This is a genomic window from Rhizobium sp. 1399 (assembly GCF_031455475.1).
Classification (GTDB): Bacteria; Pseudomonadota; Alphaproteobacteria; order Rhizobiales; family Rhizobiaceae; genus Rhizobium.
This window is the reverse complement of record NZ_JAVDSU010000002.1, coordinates 78,929-97,933: the sequence shown is the minus strand read 5'-3', so window position 1 is coordinate 97,933 and position 19,005 is coordinate 78,929. Positions and strand designations below refer to the sequence as shown.

20 protein-coding genes and 1 pseudogene are annotated in these 19,005 nt (G+C 60.7%); 18 read left to right on the top strand and 3 right to left on the bottom strand.

The features are described 5' to 3' along the window. The first annotated feature begins 85 nt into the window (after positions 1-85). The 4 genes from J2X71_RS06465 to J2X71_RS06450 all read left to right on the top strand — a co-directional run bounded on the left by J2X71_RS06465 (position 86) and on the right by J2X71_RS06450 (position 3,889). Positions 86-1,069, top strand: coding sequence for a LysR substrate-binding domain-containing protein (locus J2X71_RS06465; RefSeq protein WP_310380273.1), 984 nt, complete (start codon positions 86-88; stop codon positions 1,067-1,069). A gap of 800 nt (positions 1,070-1,869) precedes the next feature. Further along, on the top strand, positions 1,870-2,658 hold the full coding sequence (locus J2X71_RS06460; protein ID WP_310380271.1) for a cysteine hydrolase: 789 nt from the start codon (positions 1,870-1,872) through the stop codon (positions 2,656-2,658). A gap of 86 nt (positions 2,659-2,744) precedes the next feature. Continuing rightward, a complete protein-coding gene (locus J2X71_RS06455) occupies positions 2,745-3,293 on the top strand; it encodes an XRE family transcriptional regulator (RefSeq protein ID WP_310380269.1) in 549 nt (182 codons plus the stop codon). A gap of 77 nt (positions 3,294-3,370) precedes the next feature. After that, positions 3,371-3,889: an N-acetyltransferase family protein gene (locus J2X71_RS06450; protein ID WP_310380267.1), complete on the top strand. Its 519-nt coding sequence runs from the start codon at positions 3,371-3,373 to the stop codon at positions 3,887-3,889. A gap of 332 nt (positions 3,890-4,221) precedes the next feature. On the opposite strand, the pseudogene J2X71_RS06445 reads toward J2X71_RS06450, so the two are convergent. Then, positions 4,222-4,410 (bottom strand): annotated as a pseudogene (locus tag J2X71_RS06445) (hypothetical protein); the annotation flags it as partial. 246 nt (positions 4,411-4,656) lie between these two features. On the opposite strand from J2X71_RS06445, the gene J2X71_RS06440 reads away from it, so the two are divergent. The 5 genes from J2X71_RS06440 to J2X71_RS06420 are packed head-to-tail and all read left to right on the top strand — an operon-like array spanning position 4,657 to position 9,699. Beyond that, a complete protein-coding gene (locus J2X71_RS06440; protein ID WP_310380265.1) occupies positions 4,657-5,490 on the top strand; it encodes a metallophosphoesterase in 834 nt (277 codons plus the stop codon). Continuing rightward, entirely contained in the window at positions 5,490-6,653 is a 1,164-nt protein-coding gene (locus tag J2X71_RS06435; RefSeq protein ID WP_310380263.1) for an ABC transporter ATP-binding protein, read from the top strand. Before J2X71_RS06440 ends, J2X71_RS06435 begins: the two co-directional genes overlap by 1 nt. Next, positions 6,646-7,572 carry a sugar ABC transporter permease gene (locus J2X71_RS06430; RefSeq protein ID WP_310380261.1) on the top strand — a complete coding sequence of 309 codons (927 nt, stop codon included), beginning with the start codon at positions 6,646-6,648 and terminating at the stop codon, positions 7,570-7,572. The genes J2X71_RS06435 and J2X71_RS06430 overlap by 8 nt, the downstream gene beginning before the upstream one ends. Next, positions 7,569-8,408 carry a carbohydrate ABC transporter permease gene (locus J2X71_RS06425; protein WP_310380259.1) on the top strand — a complete coding sequence of 280 codons (840 nt, stop codon included), beginning with the start codon at positions 7,569-7,571 and terminating at the stop codon, positions 8,406-8,408. The genes J2X71_RS06430 and J2X71_RS06425 overlap by 4 nt, the downstream gene beginning before the upstream one ends. A 25-nt stretch (positions 8,409-8,433) precedes the next feature. Next, on the top strand, positions 8,434-9,699 hold the full coding sequence (locus J2X71_RS06420) for an ABC transporter substrate-binding protein (RefSeq protein ID WP_310380257.1): 1,266 nt from the start codon (positions 8,434-8,436) through the stop codon (positions 9,697-9,699). A 20-nt stretch (positions 9,700-9,719) separates the two neighbouring features. On the opposite strand, the gene J2X71_RS06415 is transcribed toward J2X71_RS06420, so the two are convergent. Beyond that, a complete protein-coding gene (locus J2X71_RS06415; protein WP_310380255.1) occupies positions 9,720-10,760 on the bottom strand; it encodes a substrate-binding domain-containing protein in 1,041 nt (346 codons plus the stop codon). A gap of 89 nt (positions 10,761-10,849) precedes the next feature. Further along, positions 10,850-11,776 carry a sterol desaturase family protein gene (locus tag J2X71_RS06410; protein WP_310380253.1) on the bottom strand — a complete coding sequence of 309 codons (927 nt, stop codon included), beginning with the start codon at positions 11,774-11,776 and terminating at the stop codon, positions 10,850-10,852. A 413-nt stretch (positions 11,777-12,189) separates the two neighbouring features. On the opposite strand from J2X71_RS06410, the gene J2X71_RS06405 reads away from it, so the two are divergent. The 9 genes from J2X71_RS06405 to J2X71_RS06365 all read left to right on the top strand — a co-directional run bounded on the left by J2X71_RS06405 (position 12,190) and on the right by J2X71_RS06365 (position 18,841). After that, positions 12,190-12,462, top strand: a complete 273-nt coding sequence (locus J2X71_RS06405) for a hypothetical protein (protein WP_310380251.1) — start codon at positions 12,190-12,192, stop codon at positions 12,460-12,462. Positions 12,463-12,636: 174 nt separating this feature from the next. Continuing rightward, the gene (locus J2X71_RS06400; RefSeq protein ID WP_310380249.1) at positions 12,637-12,894 is read left to right on the top strand and encodes a CrpP-related protein; all 258 of its coding nucleotides are present in this window, start codon (positions 12,637-12,639) and stop codon (positions 12,892-12,894) included. Between the two features lie 308 nt (positions 12,895-13,202). After that, entirely contained in the window at positions 13,203-13,940 is a 738-nt protein-coding gene (locus J2X71_RS06395) for a dienelactone hydrolase family protein (protein WP_310380247.1), read from the top strand. Between the two features lie 259 nt (positions 13,941-14,199). Continuing rightward, positions 14,200-14,556: a hypothetical protein gene (locus J2X71_RS06390; protein WP_405049685.1), complete on the top strand. Its 357-nt coding sequence runs from the start codon at positions 14,200-14,202 to the stop codon at positions 14,554-14,556. A gap of 263 nt (positions 14,557-14,819) precedes the next feature. Then, on the top strand, positions 14,820-15,569 hold the full coding sequence (locus tag J2X71_RS06385) for an AraC family transcriptional regulator (RefSeq protein ID WP_310380243.1): 750 nt from the start codon (positions 14,820-14,822) through the stop codon (positions 15,567-15,569). A 261-nt stretch (positions 15,570-15,830) separates the two neighbouring features. Further along, a complete protein-coding gene (locus tag J2X71_RS06380) occupies positions 15,831-16,625 on the top strand; it encodes an alpha/beta fold hydrolase (RefSeq protein ID WP_310380241.1) in 795 nt (264 codons plus the stop codon). A gap of 38 nt (positions 16,626-16,663) precedes the next feature. After that, positions 16,664-17,191, top strand: coding sequence for a nuclear transport factor 2 family protein (locus J2X71_RS06375; RefSeq protein WP_310380239.1), 528 nt, complete (start codon positions 16,664-16,666; stop codon positions 17,189-17,191). A 29-nt stretch (positions 17,192-17,220) separates the two neighbouring features. Continuing rightward, positions 17,221-17,712: a nuclear transport factor 2 family protein gene (locus J2X71_RS06370; protein ID WP_310380238.1), complete on the top strand. Its 492-nt coding sequence runs from the start codon at positions 17,221-17,223 to the stop codon at positions 17,710-17,712. Between the two features lie 151 nt (positions 17,713-17,863). Next, the gene (locus J2X71_RS06365; RefSeq protein WP_310380236.1) at positions 17,864-18,841 is read left to right on the top strand and encodes a L,D-transpeptidase; all 978 of its coding nucleotides are present in this window, start codon (positions 17,864-17,866) and stop codon (positions 18,839-18,841) included. The last annotated feature ends 164 nt before the right edge of the window (positions 18,842-19,005 follow it).

The window sequence follows — 19,005 nt, the reverse complement described above, 5'->3', positions numbered from 1 at the left end:
AATAAATGCGGCTCGAATTTTTTATAAGCGCGGGTTATGAAACCTGCCTGATGTCATAGATTTGAATTCTTCTAGGAGAACATGAGTGGCGCTGACCGACCCCGGCTTCGAACTCCGGCACTTGAGGTATTTCGTGACCCTGGTCGAAGAGCGGAATTTCGAACGTGCGGCTGCCAGGCTCGGCATCGCCCAGCCGGGCCTCAGCCAGCAGATCAGGAGCCTAGAAAAAATTGTCGGCACGCCGCTGCTCGATCGGAGCCGGCGCGGCGTGCAGCTCACGCATTCGGGCGAGACCCTGTTCCAGGAGGCCCGGAAAGTCCTGGCCCAGACTGAGGCGACGGTCGCCGCCATTAACCGCGCCGGGCGCGGCGAAAGCGGACGCATCTCGATCGGCTATGTCGCGTCCGCCGCTTATTCCGGCGCGGTCGTCGGCTCGATCAGGGACTTCAAGCGCCACTATCCCCATGTCGAGGTTGAACTGCAGGAAATGGAGCTGCGCCAGCAGCTGCAGCGCATTGCCGACGGTCTGCTCGATTTCGGCTATATCCGCGCGCCGGCGCCGATACCGCCTGGCGTTTCCGTGCAGGTCGTGCTGCGCGAGCCGCTGGTTGCGATGGTCTCGGCGGATCATGAATTCTCAGAGCGCGCCATCGATACGCTCGCCCGACTGGCCGACAATACCTTCATCACGCCACGCCAACCGCCGGAAGTCGGCTTTCACCGCAACACGCTGCAGGCCTGCCGGGAGGCGGGCTTCGAACCCTCCGTCAAGGCCATCGCACACGACTTTACCGAAATCGCCGCCCTTGTCGGCATCGGCACCGGCATCGCTCTCGTGCCGCAATCGATGAGCCGCGTGGAACTGCCGGATATCCACTACCGGCCGCTTCAGAGCGTGACGGTGACGTCGGACGTGGCGATCGCCTACCGCAAGGGCGAAAGTTCGCCTGCCACCAAGGCTTTCATTGGCCGGTACCGGCAGAAGATCAGCCCTCCGGCATCCGGCGAGATGGTAGTCAAAGCGCCGGTGTCTGGCGAACCATCGGACACGGATGGGAGCGAAAAGTGACGATAAGGTGCGAACCGCCGTAAGACCGGTCGGCTGCAAAGCGCACGCCACGCTCTCTCGTCATCGGATGACTTTAAAGTTCACGCTGAGATGCCGCTAGTCATCATGTCGTCGCGGTTATTTTCTAGCGTGAAGGTTCATACATAAGTTTCAGAAGGCACATTGTGCCAAACTGGACAATTGTGAGTAGAAAAATAACGTCCCTATGGCAGCAAGCGCGTGGCGCTGTTGGCTGACTCAAATGTCGGGTTTGTGGGCGAGGCCTTATTGGTCCGACCGCCGCCAGATGCGAGCCGTGCCGCCATTCCAAAATTCCGGACACAGGAGCGATAATCAATGCAAAGTGTCAATCAAGCAGCATCTGTCTGGCTGGATCCTAGCCGTTCAGGGCTCGCCGCCTACCTCAAGGGAACCCCGTTCGGACGACAAAATCGGCACTCTGGGGATTTCCCTTGGCGCGCAAATCGCCTCGCCCGCTTCGGTCGGGCGAAGCGATATCGACGCACTGGTACTAGTCTATGGCGGCCTGCCAAACGGCTATTCGAAACCCGTTCATTCATTTCCGCCGCTTCTCTAACCGGCGGGGAGAGGTCAAGCTTTTTCTTGGGCGGGATGAGGCAAGCTCATCGTCCGCTGTCGGGCTCTTAGCGGACATCAGACCTATATCGAAGAGTCAGATAGATTATTTTCGTTATAATATAGTAGTACGACGTTACATTAAATTGGCACATTCATTGCATCTATCCTCGCGTCCCTCGGAGCGGGTCCGCGGGCGTAACCCTTGGTAACGTGAGAAAACTATGGAAAATCTTGTCGCAACACGTCGGGCTGCAATGCTCGGTTCAATTGGTCTCGCCGCAGCAGTCGCGGGCGCTGCAAGTGCAAAGGCAAATCAGACTGCCGTAAATATAGGCGGCATCCACGCAATTCCCGAACTGGCCCCGCAATGGAAAGAACTCGATCTCGCAGAAATCCTTTCGCGTCCGGCCGCCTATTGCTCAATCAGCCAGAACAAATCCTGCTACGATCCGGGCGGTGTGCAGGCCGCTGAGGGCCATCGCGAACGGGGCAGCCTTCCGGCGACGGTCAAGGTGGTCGAAGCCGCCCGCAAGGCAAAGAATTTCGTGTCCTTCAACTGGATCGGCTACGAGGTCTTCCGGCAGGATTATCCGATGAACGACTTCGACCGAGTACAATTCGGCTCTTGGACCAAGGGTCTGAACTGGACGAAGGAGGAGCAGGCGCGCGACAACGAACTCGTAGGCGAACTGAAGGCGCTGGTCCGTCCAGGCGACAACGAGTTCAACGAGCGAGCGCTCCAAACGGCTTTCATCGGAACCCAGCTCCCGCTCGAGCTTTCGCGAAAGAAGGTCGAAGTCATCGTCCTGACGGGCATCCATCTCGACTGGTGCATCGAGGGCAATGCGCGGCTGGCGCGCGACAACGGCTACCTTCCGATCGTGGTCGGCGACGCCTGCGGTTGCCAGAGGCCGGAACAGGAGAAGGCGGCGATGGAACGCATTAACAACTTCTTCGCCCCCGTCATCTCGTCGGAGACGTTCGTCAAGCTGCTCAAGCAGTCGTCTTGATTCTCGGGGGGCGTCGTCTGGAGGCGACGCCCCTTGAAGACAAGGTCATCGTCTACTATCGTAGTACGATGAGCCAAGAAGATAATATGGATCAGCGCATCGGCGCGCGTATTCGGACTGAGCGCGAGAGCCGGGGCTGGTCGCTGAGCGACCTGGCTGAAAAGGCGTCGGTCTCCCGCGCCATGGTCTACAAGGTCGAGCGGGGCGAGAGCAGCCCCACCGCCAATATGCTCGGCAAGCTGTCCGGCGCGTTCGGTCTGAGCATGTCCACGCTGATGGCGCGAGCCGAGATACAGCATGGTCGCCTCCTCAGGAAGGCGGACCAACCGGTCTGGACTGATCCAGAGACGGGATATCTGCGACGCCATGTTTCCCCGCGCTCGGATATGCCGCTCGATCTCGTCAACGTGACTCTTCCCGCTGGCAAGGAAGTGCCTATGCCTGCCTCCGCTTATGCGTTCCTTCGCCAGCTTGTATGGGTGCTGTCTGGGGAGCTTGTATTCGTCGAAGGGCCGACGCGGCACGAGATGAAGGAGGGCGACTGCCTGGAACTCGGGCCGCCGACCGACTGCGTATTCAAGAATGAAAGCAGGCGCGAATGTGTCTACGCCGTGGCGGCATTGACGGTTTCCTGACCAAACGAATTCGCTTGTGCTGGCCTGTGTAATATAGTAGACAAAATGTCATCATATTAACCAAACTGGTGACGACCATGCTTATCCGCGACGCAGTCGGAACTGACATTCCGAGCATCACCGACATCTATAATCATGCCGTCGTCAACACGACCGCAATCTGGAACGACACCGAAGTCGATATCGCAAACAGGGACAGTTGGCTGGCTGACCGCACAAGGCTTGGCTATCCGGTTCTGGTGGCAGTCGACGCGCACGGCGGGGTAGTCGGCTACGCGTCTTTCGGCGACTGGCGAGCCTTCGATGGCTACAAACACACCGTCGAGCACTCCGTCTACGTGCAAGTGGACCAGCGCGGCAAGGGTACAGGTGAGAAGCTCATGAGCGCCCTTGTCGAGCGAGCGCGGGCCATTGGCAAGCACGTCATGGTCGCGGGGATCGAAGCCGAGAACTTGGGCTCGTTGCGCCTCCATGAAAAGCTCGGTTTCGAGCATGTCGGTCATCTAAGACAAGTCGGCACCAAGTTCGGTAAATGGCTCGACCTTGCGTTCATGCAGTTGACGCTCGACCCCGGCACTTCACCAAACGGCCGTTGACGAAATGCCGGCCGCCGCAATCACGCTTCTGGCGGCCGCAGGCGCGGTCTTGGTCGCGCAGAACTTAATCATGGCACGCATTTCCGCGAGCGTCTCGACCATTCTGATTCCCTTGGTCTTGAATTCTGCCGTTGGCCTGGTGGCCCTCCTTGGGAAGTCCAACAAATACGGTGATTGCGCTGGAGACCGCGTTTGATACGGATCTGTTTTCCATCGAAGCCACCATCTTCAATTTCGTGGCTGTTCTGCCATCAACGTTCGCCGAAACTGTCGAGGACATCGCAAACTCCTATAGAAATGCCTCATTCCTATATAGTGCAAAGGGCGGCGATGGCCCGCTCACCAGGGCGCAGCTCATAGACATTGTCGGGCGGGCCGTAATCCAGCATGACACTGCCGATCGGCACGCCGACATAGCTCTTCATGATCTGCGAGGCACAGGCTGCCAGCATGCATGTGGCCGCAAGCATGGCGCAGCCGAGAAGAATTGGCCGCGGCCAACTCCGTTTCCTGTTCTCCATCAATGCCTTCATCGATCGGTCCTTTGCGCGTGGATTTATCCCCACCAAGGCGGATAGGACCGATGGATTGCCGATACATCGCGGGTTTGGCTTTGGCTGCGATCGGCTCCATGACAATTGCGCGACACAATTGGAACAAGAGTGGAAACGCTTGTAACCCGCCTGACATTGGGGCGCTCTAAAGAGGCGGCATCAGCATTGCCTGCCGCCGGAAACCTGCCGCGGGCCCTATTGGAGAGCGCCGGCATGAAAATCGTCCAGATCACCGACACGCATTTCAGCCCGTCGATACCGCATTTCAACGGCAACTGGCAGCCGCTTGCGGACTGGATCAACGGCAGCGGCGCGGATCTCGTCATCCATACCGGCGATCTTGCCGTCGATGGCGCCGACAAGGACGAGGATCTGACCTTCTGCATGGAGCTGATGCAGCAGGTGAAGATCCCGATGCTGATCGTTCCCGGCAATCACGATGTCGGCCATCTGCCGGGTTCGCTCCAGCCGGTCGATGCAACAAGGCTCAGCCGCTGGCGCAACCTCGTCGGCCCGGACTACTGGCTGGAGGATGCCGGCAACTGGCGCCTCATCGGCCTCGACAGCCTGCTGATGGGCATGGAGAATGACGAGCAGGAAACGCAATTCGCATGGTTGGAAAAGGCGCTTGCCGAGCGCGCCGGCCGACGGATCGCGATGTTTGCCCATAAGCCGCTTTTCGTCGATGCACCCGATGAAGGCGACACCGGCTACTGGAGCATCCGGCCGGCCCAGCGTCAGAGGCTCTATGATCTGATCGCCGCCCATGATGTCGCGCTCTACGCCAGCGGCCACCTGCACTGGGCCTGGCAGGGCCGTTTCAACGATACCTCGCTCACCTGGGGACCGTCCGCCGCCTTCATCATAGGCACGATGGAGCGAGAGATGCCGGGCGAGAAGCTTGTTGGAGCCGTGCTTCACGATCTCGGCGACGACGTCACGAGCGAGATCGTCCCTATATCAGGCATGGTGGCGCATGTGCTCGACGATGTGGTGGCCGAGGTCTATCCGCACGAGGCCCACAAGGTGCAGAAGGAGCCGGCGTAATGAGCGCGCTGACCCTTTCGGCCATTTCCAAATCCTATGGCGACAACGCCATTCTCAAAAACATCAGCCTTGATGTGCAGCCGGGCGAATTCATCGCCCTCGTTGGCCCCTCGGGCTGCGGCAAGAGCACGCTCTTGCGCATACTTGCCGGCCTCGACCATGCCGACACCGGCGAGATCGTCATCGGCGGGCGGGAAATGTCCAATGTGGCGGCCGCAGACCGAAACATCGCCATGGTCTTCCAGTCCTACGCGCTCTATCCGCATCTGACTGCCGGCCAGAATATCGCCGTTCCGCTTGCCATGCGTCGGCTGAGCCGCATTCAGCGTCTTCCCTTCCTCGGCCCTGTCATGCCCGGCTACCGCGCCATTCGTTCCGGCATTTCCCGCGATGTGCAGGAAACGGCCAAAGCCCTGAAGATCGACCATCTCCTTGAGCGCAAGCCCGGCCAGATGTCGGGCGGCCAGCGGCAGCGCGTGGCGCTCGCCCGCGCCATGGTGCGCCATCCGAGCGTCTTCCTGATGGACGAACCGCTGTCGAACCTTGACGCCAACCTGCGCGTCCATGCGCGCGGCGAAATCGTCGAATTACATCGCCGCGCCGGCGTGCCGACCGTCTATGTCACCCATGATCAGGCCGAGGCGCTCTCCATGGCCGACCGCGTCGCCGTGATGATCGGCGGCCAGCTTTTGCAGCTGGCGCCGCCGCAGGTCATCTATGACGATCCCACCCATATCGAGGTCGCCCGCTTCGTCGGCCAGCCGCGCATCAATCTCTTACCGGCGCGCGCCAATGGCGGAACGATCGCCTTCGGCGATATCAGGCTCACGCTGGAAGAAGCCAATCCTGCCGGTTCCGACGTGACGATCGGCATCCGTCCGGAATTCGTGCGGCTTGCGGCAGAGGGCCAGACCTCTCTTCCCGGCCGCATCGAGCGTATGGAATTCCTCGGCTCCGAGGTGATCCTGTTCTGCCGACTGAATGCGATCGGCGAGACCGTACTTGCCAAGCTTACACCGGCCGATGCCGCGGGCCTTTCTGCCGGCATGCCCGTCACCCTCTCCTTTCAGCCCGACAAGGCCATGGTCTTTGCACCCGACGGCCGCCGGCTGCGCACTGCCGCACTTCCCGCCGATACCAGCAGGGAGAGGGCCCATGGCTAGCATTGCCGCAGGCGAGATCCGGTCGGTCGCACCATCCGTCAGGCATGAGCGACGCGAGGCACAGACGGCCTGGCTGCTGACGCTGCCAGCGATTATCCTGATCGTCCTCTTCGTGCTCCTGCCGATCGTCGCCGTCGTCTTCCTCGGCTTTACCGATTTCGAACTCGGCGCCGGCAAGTTCCGCTTCGTCGGCTTCGAGAACTATGCCGAGCTCTTTAGCGACCGCACCTTCCGCAAGTCGCTATGGAACACCACGGTCTATACGGCGATCGTCGCACCCGTCTCGATCCTGCTCGGCCTTGGTGTGGCCATGCTGATCGAGAGCGAGGGCTGGGGAAAGAGCGTCTTCCGCACCGCCTATTTCCTCCCCGTCGTCTCGCTGATCGTCGCCATGGCAACCGTCTGGCAGTATCTCTTCCATCCGACGATCGGTCCGCTTAATGCGCTTATCGGTCTCGTCGGCCTGCCGAAGCCGAACTGGCTCGGTTCCTCGTCGACCGCCCTCTATAGCCTCTCGATCATCGGTGTGTGGCAGACGGTCGGCTTCAACATGGTGCTGTTCCTCGCCGGGCTGACGGCGATCCCGCGCGAGCTCTATGCCGCCGCCGAGATCGATGGCGCCAAATCCTCGCTCGACCGCTTCTTTCTCGTCACCTGGCCGATGCTCGGGCCGACGGCGCTCTTCGTCACCACGATCAGCGTCATCAATGCGGTAAAGACCTTCGAGACCGTCAAGACGCTGACGGATGGCGGCCCCAATCACGCCTCCGAAGTGCTTCTCTTCACCATCTATCAGGAGGGCTTCGTCTACATGAAGGTTGGCTACGCCTCGGCCATGACTGTGGTCTTCCTCGCCATTCTCGTAGTGATGATGTTCCTGCAATACCGCTTCCTCGACCGGCGGGTGCATTATTCATGAAGACGCGCTCCCGTTTCACCCTCGGCCGGCTCGTCCGCCTGGCGCTTTTGATCCTCGGCGCGGTCGTCTTCCTCGCGCCCTACATCTTCATGATATCGGCGGCCGGCAAGTCGCAGGACGATATCTTCACCGCAGCACTGTCGCTGATCCCGACGCATTTCTACTACGTGCAGAATTTTACCAAGGCGCTCGACAAGGTGGCGATGGGCACGCTTCTCTGGAACGGCGTGGTGGTCTGCGCGCTGATCTTTTTCTTCCAGGTGCTCGTCGCGATCCCCTGCGCCTACGCCATGGCGAAGCTGAAATTCCGTGCTGCCCGCATGATGATGGTGCTCGTGCTGCTCGGCCTCTTGGTGCCGATCCATGCGACGGCCCTTCCGCTCTATGTCGCCTTCGATAGCCTCTCGCTGCTCAACGGCTATACGGCGCTGGTCGCACCCTTCACCATCTCGGTCTTTGCGATCTTCCTGTTCCTGCAGTTCTTCCGCGCCATGCCGGACGACCTGATCCATGCTGCCCGTCTCGACGGCATGTCCGAACTCGGCATCGTCTCGCGCGTCATCGTGCCGAATGCCTGGCCGGCGGTCACGGCCTTCGCAATCTTTTCGGTCGTCGCCCATTGGAACGACCTCTACTGGCCGCTGATCGTCATCAGCAAGCCGGGTTACGCCACCCCGCCGCTCGGCCTGATGAACTTCCGCGCCGCGGAAGCCGGCGACGATTACGGCGCGCTGATGGCGGCCACCATCATCATCACCATTCCCCTCGTTGCGGCTTTCCTGCTGGCGCAGAAACGCTTCGTCGAGGGCATCACCATGACCGGTCTCAAAGGCTGACCGGCTGAACCCAGGAGAACGAGCGATGAAGCATTTCACCCAGTTCCTCGCAGCAGCGGCTCTGTCCGTGGCGGCCGCACTGCCGGCCCATGCCGAAACGACGCTGACGATCCACTACCCGATGCCGGGCTTCTTCAAGGACGTGATGGACACGATCTCGAAGAAGTTCATGGAAGAAAACCCTGATATCAAGATCCAGTTCGCCGCTCCCTCGGCGACCTATGAAGACGGTATCCAGCTGATCCTGCGCCAGGCCGGCACGTCTGAAATGCCCGACATCACCTTCATCGGCCTCAACCGCCTGCGCATGCTGAACGAACGCAATGTCGCCATCGACATGACGCCGCTCGTCCAGAAGGAAGGTAACATGGCCGAGCAGGGCTTTTCGGACACGATCCTGAAGCTCGCCCAGGTCGACGGCAAGCAGGTGGGCCTTGCTTTCGCCACCTCCAACCCAATCATGTATTACAATGCCGATCTCGTGAAGGCAGCCGGCGGCAATCCCGACACCCCGCCGAAGACCTGGGACGAAGTCATCGCGCTCGCCGGCAAGATCAAGGCGCTCGGCAACGGCGTCGACGGCATGGATTTCCGCTGGCAGGGCGACGACTGGATGTTCTCCGCCCTGCTCTTCGGTGCCGGCGGCAAGATGCTGAGCGACGACGAGCAGAAGGTGGCCTTCAACGGTCCGGAGGGCCAGAAAGCCGTCGAGCTGATCAGCCGCTTCGTCAAGGAAGGCGGCATGCCGGTCTTCACCAAGGCAGCAGGTGAACAGGCCTTCGCAGCCGGCAAGGTCGGCTTCGAATTCCAGACGACCGGCGCGCTCGTCAACACGATCAAGAATGTCGGCACCAAGTTCGATCTGCGCACCGCCCAGATCCCGCTGATCGATCCCGACAAGGGCCATCTGCCGACAGGCGGCAATGCCGTCGTCATCCTCGCCAAGGATGGCGCCAAGCAGGATGCCGCCTGGAAGTTCGCCAAGTTCGCGGCCGGCCCCTATGGCGCCTCCGTCGTCGTTCCCGGCACCGGTTATGTGCCGAACAACGAGCTTGCCGCCAAGTCCGCCGAATATCTCGCCGACTTCTACAAGAAGAACCCGCTCTTCCAGGCTGGCCTCAGCCAGATGCCGCGGATGATCCCGTGGTATGCCTTCCCCGGCACCAATGGCGTCAAAGTCACCCAGACGATCGTCGACAATCTGTCACGCATCGTCGATGGTTCTGCTCAGCCGAAGGAAGCCCTCGACGACGCCGCCTCCGACGTCGAAGGCATGCTGCCGCGTAGCTAATTTTTGCAATTGGTCGCGGGTTAAGCCACCCGCGGTCTCGATCCGGAACCGCCGCATCCACGGGTTGTGGCGGTTTCTTCGTTTTGGAGGTTTCGCACCGTGCCGCCTGTCCGCAAGGCATGCGACAATTCCAGATGCCTCAGCGGTGCATCATTCTCGACGATATCGAGCAGCAACGATGCCGCCGTCGCCCCCATGCTGAGATCGGGCATTTCGATCGAAGTCAGCGTCGGATTGATGAGCTTGCCGATGGCGATGCCGTCGAAGCCGGCCACCGAGATATCGTCGGGAACACGCAAGCCCTCGCGATGGATGGCGCCGATGACGCCAAGCGCGATCAGATCGTTCGAGCCGATGATGGCGGTCGGGGAAAATGTCCGCAAGGCCTGGCCGAGATCCATCTCGTCATAGCCGCTGACGAAGGGCACTTCTACGGCCTCGAGCGGAGCCACGCCCGCTGCCTCCATCGTCTGCAGATAGCCGCGGTAGCGCAAAAGCGCACGGTCCGAGGCCTTGAAGCTGCCCGAGACATAAAGGATGCGCCGGTGGCCCATGGATAAGAGATGTTCGGTCAGCCGGCAGCCAGCAGCGTAATTGTTAACGGTGACGGCAGCTGGATATCGGGCCGTTGGAGAACTGCCAAGCAGTACTGTCGGCGGCAAGTCCTGCGCCAATGCCGGGCTTGTCTCACCATTACAGACCGTCAGGATCAGCCCGGTCGGCCGCTCGCCGAGCAGCCCCGCCACGGCATTGGCCTCCTGGTCGGGATCGTAATTCGACTGGGCGATGAGAACGCTGTGGCCGGCAACCAGCATGCGGTTCTGGATGCCCGAGAGGGACGAAGCGAAAACCGGATTGGTCACGCTCGGCACCAGCACGCCGATAACGGGTCGGCGGCCGCTGCGGGAAGAGGATGCGGCAGCCCGATAGCCGACTTCGGCTGCAGCACGGCGCACGCGAAGTGCGGCGGCCTGGCTGACGGGTCCGCTGAGGTTCAGCACGCGGCTTGCCGTCGCCATGGAACATCCTGCCCTTAGCGCAACCTGTTTCAACGTCGTCATCGCCGCCCCCTGTCCGTCTCCGTCGAGGTTTGGCAGGCTCTTACGGGCGGATTGTCATGAAATGATGACGGCAAAGACCGTTTTCGGTCTCAGCCGCGTTTGGGCTGACGGCCGAGGATCTGGCGTACGCCGTCCTTGGTGAAGGGCTGCGTCAGTTGGCTGACGAAGCCGGGGGCGATCTGGCCCTTGATGCCAATATCGGTCGAGGATGGGCGGTCGGGATTGAAATAGGTGCCGAACAGCTGGTCGAACAGCACGACATTCTCGCCGTAATTGGTATTGCCTTCGCGCAGATCCTTCGAATGGTGCCAGCGGTGAAGCCGGGGCGTCGAGAAGACGAAGTCGAAAAGGCCCGTGCGCATATCGACGTTGCAATGGGTCAGGATGCCGATGAAGGCCGTGACGGCACCAAGCCACCAGAAGACCCCCAGCGGGGCGCCGAGCAGGTAGAGCGGGATCTGGCTCAGTGCAATCTTGAACAGGGAATCGATGACGTGGAAACGGCCGGTATTGATGACCCAGAGGCGGGTGACGCTGTGGTGCAGGGCATGGAAACGCCAGAAGAACAGCCGCTCGTGGGCGATGCGATGCGCCCAGTAGAGGCCGAATTCTGCGATGACGACGGCGAGGGCCGCCTGGAAGATCATCGGCCAGGATGCCGGCCAGAGGCTGAATTGCATGGCGGCAAGCGGCTGCAGCAGGGCTGCCGCAAGCATCGGAAAGATGACCCCGGCGAGAGCTGCCAGTTCGACGAGCCCCTTTGTCAGGACGGTGTGGGCAATATCGTTGGCCGTTTCACCATCTGCCTGGAGCCAGCGTTCTTCATAGGGAATGATACGCTCGAGCAGGAAGAGGAGCAGCACCGCGCCCGCATAGATTGCTGCAAATGCGACCATCGGATGCCCGCTTGCAAAGCCAAAATAGGCGCCCGTCAGACCGGAGAAAAACACCAGTGGCCAAGACAGATAGGCAAGAATGTACCTCGCGGCTGCGGCAGCTTTCAACGTCAATGTCATGTCCCCTCAGGAGCTCGCCGGCCTCAAGCGCGTTACCCAATTCCTCCCTTGATCGCGCGCCGCCCTCGCTGCACGGATCGATCCGATAACGCCCCGGCCCGGTGTTCCCGCCACTCATGCCATTGATCGCGGCGGAATGCACGCCCGAGTTCTGCATGGCTGCGTGGAACATCCGGCAGAGCTCAGCAAATCTGGATGATCGGCAATCGCATCAGTCGTCACCAGATTGGCAGTTTTTTTGCACCCTTGTCACTCCGAGTGCGAACATAAACTTCCAAGGCTTGCGCTACGTCAATTTGAGGTGGGGGACGAACCGATTGCCAAATTGATTGATGTTAACCTTTGATTAACCATGGCTCCCTAGCCTTCAGGAGACGCAGCAACACTCTCCCGTAACTTTGTAGGAGGCCAAAATGTCGCTCGTAACCGTGCCCGGTAAGATCCGCCTTTGTGGCACTCATGCTGTTCTGGTCATGGCGGAAGGGAACCTGCATCAGGCCGTATGCATCGCGGGCGATGCTCTTCCTTCCTCTACTGGTGATATGATCCAGGGTCTCATCGAGAGGCTCGACCTGTACGAGGGTATCGCTGACCGCAAGTTCGTGGACGGCGAACTGGCATATGATGGACGGGTCTGGATTACCTCATCGGACATCGATCCGCTGCCCCCGCAAAACCGGCTTTGATAACCGCCCGGGGCGCAAAGAACCCTGATGGCCTGCAAGCCTATCAGCGCTGGCTTGCTCATTCGATCAGATCGTCGTCCCTAAGCCAAATTTTCGCGGATTAACCCATTAATTAGCAATCACTTGCGTTAGCGGCCGATGATGTTAGCCTCATCGCATCGTTGAGGGCTGAGTATGACGATTGAAGAGCTGATCGATTTGCAGGAAGCGGGTTCACGAGCTCGAGTGCTCGGATCGAAGGCGCACGAGAACCCGTATCTCGAAGCTCACAGGATACCCATTGGTGACACCAGCGCCCTCGGCGATTGGCTTGCGCGACATGACGCGTGGAAATTCGGTTGGGAAGCAGAACACGCCAGCCGTGAAGGGCGGATTGCCACTCACGTCAAGGAACTGATTTCGTTTTCCAAACGGCCTGCGCTCGGCGCGTAATAGTGTTGCGGGTCGTGCGCCAACGACGAGTTCGCTCTCTTCTCAGCATCACAGCCGCGCAGCATCGAACTTCACTCAAGTGTTCAAAATCATCGGACTGAGCGTAGGTTGGCTTGACGGAAGCCTGATAGGCTGGGCGATCCGCTTGACCAGAAAATCCCTGTGAGCTTGAGGGCCGGATACGCCCCTCAGATATAAGGGAACGAGGATTCCGCCACGCATTCGTGTCTTGAGACTGTCGCCCGCCTTTGCCAGATTGGCGGCGGCGGCTTTGCGGCTGCCAGCAATAAAATCAAAGGGATTGGTCGATGAAACGCGATATTGAAATCACCACGGCTGACGGCGTTGCCAAGGCGTCACTTTTCCGCCCTGACGGCAGCGAGGACAAGGTTCTGCCCGGCATTCTCTACTATATGGATGCACTCGGACCGCGCGACGCAACCGACATCATGGGCGAGCGTCTGGCCAATGCCGGCTATATCGTGCTGCTGCCCGATCTCTTCTACCGGTTCGGCTCCTACGGCCCCTTCGACGGCACCTCCTTCGGCAACGAGACCTCGCGCGCCGAGATCATGAAGATGATCCGCGAGACGACGCAGGAGATGACGAAGAGGGACAGCGAAGCCTTCCTTGACATGCTCGAAGCCGAAGGCGTTTCCGGTCCGGTCGGCGCCGTCGGTTATTGCATGGGCGGCGGCCGGGCGCTGACGGCAGCGGCCACTTATGCCGACAGGATCGCGGCAGCTGCAAGTTTCCACGGCGGCAATCTGGCAAGCGAGGCGCCCGACAGCCCGCATCGCCTCGCCGGCGATATCAAGGCGCGCGTCTATGTCGGCGTTGCAGGCGTCGATGGCAGCTTCCCGCCCGAACAGTCCGCGCGGCTTGCCGAGGCGCTCCGAACGGGCGGCGTCGACCACATCATCGAGAACTATATCGGCATGTCGCATGGCTGGACCGTTCCCGATCGCGGCGAGACCTACAGCGAAAAAGGTTCTGAGCGGCACTGGAAGCGCCTGCTCGAACTTTTTGCAGAAACGCTGAGCTGAGATCAGCGGATGCGACCTCGCCCGGCCTCGGCGGGTCTGCGAACACTGCGACCTGCTATAACTTTGCTGACGTGATAGCGCGATCATGCCGGCCATCTGCGGTGCCCTACAGAACGTCACGCCGTTGCACTCAAGGCGACATTAACCCATTGGGCTTGCACAGCGAATTATCTCGCCGCGTGGCGACAATACGCTTGGCCATCAGTTTGCCACGATGTGCCCTACCCTCCGCAGGCGTGTGCCCCAAACGAGAATTGGATTGATGATCAACTTCACGAAATCTGCCATCGGCATTCTGCTTGCCCTTGGCACTTTAGCCTCCACGTCGAGCATCGCGTCTGCGCAATATTACGAGGGTTACGACAGAGGCCCGCCGCCCCGTTTTGAACCTGACAGGGATTGGGGCAGGCCTCCCCCGCCGCCGCCCGGTTGGGGTCGTCCACCGCGCGGTGGCTGCGATCCCCGATGGGCAGAGGACAAGGCGCGTGATTTCGGCTTCCGCCGCGCTCGCGTCGTCGACGTCACGCCGCGGCGTGTGATCGTTCAGGGCTGGACACGGCGAGGTCCCGGCGAGATCAGCTTTGCCAATGTCCGCGGCTGCCCGGCGCTCCGATAGCGGCTTCCGGCCAATATGAAAGCCCTCGGTCCGGTTTCTCGACCGAGGGCTTACGGACGAATTCTGTGCCTGGAATTAGAGCTCATTTATCACGGCCATGACTTTGTCCCCCCGTTTATATCCAGCACGAGGCGCCGCGATTTTTCACGCTCAGGCTTCTGACGAAGCCGTGAACGGACCGTCATCCGATTGAATTTCACGCTGTCCGGCCTAACATCAGCTCGATGAGCGGATTGCGGGCGCGCACAGCGCAAAAGCGACTGATGGCCGAAAGCTTTGATGTGCCGCCCGGCGGTGGTGCATTCGTCTTGCCACGCATGGCTGTCGGCCTCTTCCTCACCGATCAGCCGGGCCACCGCATCGCCGTCGGATCAGACAGGCGAAAGCCCATTCCGCTTGCCGCGGGCGACGGTTGGATCCTGCCGGCAGGCACATCCGGCATCTGCGAATATGATGCGGCCCTCTCCTATCTGAAGCTCGAACTGACCGATGCATTGCTTGTCGATGTCGGCTTCGACCGGGCACAGGATGTGGGCCCGGTTGTCGGCCGCATCGATCCGTTGCTCGCAGAGTTGGCGCGCCAGGCCGTCTCGACGGCCGGGGAGCCGGCATCGCTCTATCGCGAGACGATGGAGCTCGCGCTTGCCGCCCATCTTGCGCATCTGCTGTCGTCGCGCACGGACGGGGCGGCAGCGGTCGATGACCGGCGCCTGCAGCGCGCCGTCGCCTATATCCATGATAATATCGCCGAAGAGCTGTCGCTGGACGAGATCGCTTCTGAGGCCGCGATCAGCCGATTCCATTTCGTGCGCGCTTTTCGGAAGGCTTTCGGCATATCGCCTTACCAATATGTCATCCACGAACGGATGGAGCGTGCAAAGATCCTCCTGAAGACGACGCGGCTACCAGTCGCGGAGGTCGCAGCCCGCGTTGGATACGACGACGTCTCCCGCTTCGGCCGGCATTTCCGGCGCCATGTCGGCACCACACCTGCCGCCTTCCGCATGGACTGACAGCCACAAAGCGCAAGAAATACCCACCCATCGCCAAGAATGGCTCCAGCTGCCGGCACTCATCCCTGCCAAATTCCCTTCGACCGCAATGAGGAGCGGATGGAGGATTTGCGATGAGACGCCTTGCTCTTTTGACGATCGGTGCGGCATTGATGAGCGCGAACGCCTTTGCGGCCGATATTAAGACGCGGCAGGTCTCCTTCGAGAACGAGGGAACGACACTCGCCGGCCGATTTCCGGCCCGGAGAAAAGCGCCCCGGCGTGCTCGTCACCGGTGCCTGGACGTCGATCAAAGAGCAGATGTCGGGCCTCTATGCCCGCGAGATGGCCGAACGAGGCTTCGTGGCGCTCGCCTTCGATTTCCGCGGCTGGGGACAATCGGGCGGGAATATCCGCTTCAAGGAAGACCCAGCCGCCAAGACCGAGGATATTTCGGCCGCCACCGGCTATCTGGCCAGCCTGCCGGAGATCGATGCGTCCAGGATCGCCGGTCTCGGCATTTGTGCGTCGGCTGGCTATATGGCGGCGGCCGCGACCGGGAATGCCCATTTCCGGAGCGTGTCGCTGGTCGCTCCCTGGCTGCACAATGGCGGCATCGTCGAGCAGGTTTATGGCGGCAAGGATGGCGTCGACAGGCTGATCGCGCTGTCACGCCGGGCCGAAGAGGCCGAACGGAACGGTGAGCCGCAGCTCATCACGGCCGCCAGCATGACGGACAAGACTGCGCTCATGTACCAGATCCCCTATTACACCGAGACCGGCCGCGGGCTGATCCGCGAATATGACAACCGGTTCAACCTCGCCTCCTGGGAGCCATGGCTGACCTATAATTCCGTCGCGATCGGCAACCGCCTCGACAAGCCGCTGCTGATCGTTCATTCGGAGGCGGCCGCCGTGCCGCAGGGCGCCCATGCATTCCTTTCGCTTTTGACGGGTGACGCCTCCGAGTTGTGGCTCGACAATGTCAGCCAGTTCGATTTCTACGACAATCCCGAGGATGTCTCGCGTGCTGCCGATGCCGCGGCTCAGCATTTCCGGCGCTTCAACAAGCCCTGACCGGACCGTCCTCAAGCCTGCCCTTCAAGGAGAGACCAATGAAACGCCTGACCCTGATGACGGCGATCTGCGCCCCCTTTGCCTGCCCCGTTATAGCAGGCGCCGAGCCGATCGACATCGACGACCGCATGGCCATCATCGATACGATCACCAATATCGCCGCCGGCGCTGACCGGCACCAGTGGAGCCGTGTGCGCGGCGCTTTCGCCGATCAGGTGATGCTCGATTATACCAGCCTCTGGGGCGGGCAAGCGACAAGCCAGAGCGCCGACGAGATCGTTGCCCAATGGTCGGGCTTCCTGCCGGGCTTCGACCGGACGCTGCATCTCGTCACCAATCACGCGATCGTCGCGGCCGGCGATAGGGCGGCAACAGCCGAGGCCGATTTCCAGGCGGTTCATCGCATCGATGCCGAAACCTGGACGCTGATGGGCCACTATTGCTACGAACTCGCCAAATACGACGGCGCCTGGAAGGTCACGCGGCTGGTGATGACGCCGACGCATGAAACCGGCGACCGCAGCCTGGTGAACCGTGCCGCGGAGCGTGCCAAGCCTTCCCGCTGAGCAATCCCTCTCGACCCATGGAGATCGACATGCGCATTTCACAGGCTCTCACCATCTCGCTCGCGCTGTTTTCCGCGGGCGCGTCCATGGCCGCCAGTCCCGATGAGAACAAGCAGGTGGTTGCCGATTATTACGCCGCCTATGCGAGCGGCGACATGAACCGTGTCGCCGGCTTCTTTGCCGATGATATCGAATGGCACATTCCCGGCCATCATCCACTTGCCGGTACCAAACGCGGCAGGAACGAAGTCGCCGCCTTCTTCAGGGAACTCGGAAAGTCCGGCTTCCGCGCGGAACTCATTGCGCTAATGGCCGACGAGAACTGGGTGGTCGACATGCATCGCGGCTGGTCCAACCGCGAAGGCGGGACCAATGTCGATACAATCTGGGTGCTCGCCTTCCGCATTGAGGACGGCAAGATCCGGGAAGCCCGCAACTTCGCCTTCGACCAGGCCGCCGCCGACAGTTTCTTCTGGCAGGCCTATCCGCTGAAACCGCTGCCGGAGAGGCTGGCAGAGTAGGACGGGCGAAGGGCAGGCCTACCCGCGGTCATGCCGTCGAGGGGGCTGCAGACGATCCGCCGCCACACCCGGCCCGCCCTTGCCGGATCAAAAAGACCCTGTCCGGCAAAAGTCCAGAAGGAACCATTTTATCCTCCGTGATTTAAACAGCATGATCAAATCCATGCTCATTTGCGGCTTCATTTCGCTTTCAATCCACGGTGTCGGGAACGCCCAGTCCCTTGCGGCTCAAACCATCAATGACGCGTCGATTGATGCCATCTCCTCGGGCCCTCCGAGTGAAAGATCAACGACGCCGGATCCAGCCATCATTCATCTGCAGGTTCTGCTCGATCGCGCCGGCGCGTCGCCCGGAGTGATAGACGGCTTCTACGGTGAAAACGTCGTAAAGGCGATCGCTGGCTTCGAGATCATGCAACGCCTTCCGGTTGATGGAAAACCCGACCCGCAGATGCTCTCCCGGCTCCAGGACGATCGGAAGGTTATCGGTCCCTATGTGATTGCGCAGAATGATGCCGCAGATCTCGTCGAGGACATTCCGAAGGATTACGCAAAGCAGGCAAGGATGACGCATCTCGGCTACACAAGCGTCGCCGAGCGGCTGTCCGAGCGCTTTCATATGGACATCGACCTGCTGAAAGCACTGAACCCTGGCGCCCAATTCGCCCCCGGCGAAACGATTTCCGTTGCGGTCATCGGTACGCCAAGAATGGGGAAGGCCAAGCGTATCGAGGTCCGCAGGAAAAGCGGCGAGGTGCTGGCCTTTGCTGACGACGGATCTGCTCTCGCGGTCTACCCCGCGACAATCGGCAGCGACGACAACCCCTCGCCTGCAGGCCGGCACAAGATAAACGGTGTCGCTCGCAATCCCAAATACATCTATAATCCCAAAGTAAATTTTCAGCAGGGCCACAACAAGAAGCTGCTGAAATTGCCGAGTGGACCCAATAACCCGGTCGGCACGGTCTGGATAGATCTTTCCGAGCCGACCTATGGCATTCATGGATCGCCGGAGCCTTCGCTGATCGACAAGGCTGGTTCGCACGGCTGCGTGCGGCTGACCAACTGGGATGTCGAGGAACTTGCCAGCATGGTGAAGCCCGGCGTCGTCGTCGACTTCGTCGACTGAGCGATCTTGTGACCAAACGGAGGCGCACATAGACGAACACGTCGACAGGATCCTTGATCTGCGTATGTCCGTCCGGCTGTATCCCCTGCGTTGATATAAGGCTCGGATACAGCAGCTCACCCGCTGCGACGATCGCGGGTCCTGCCCTCGAGGGCAGGACTTCC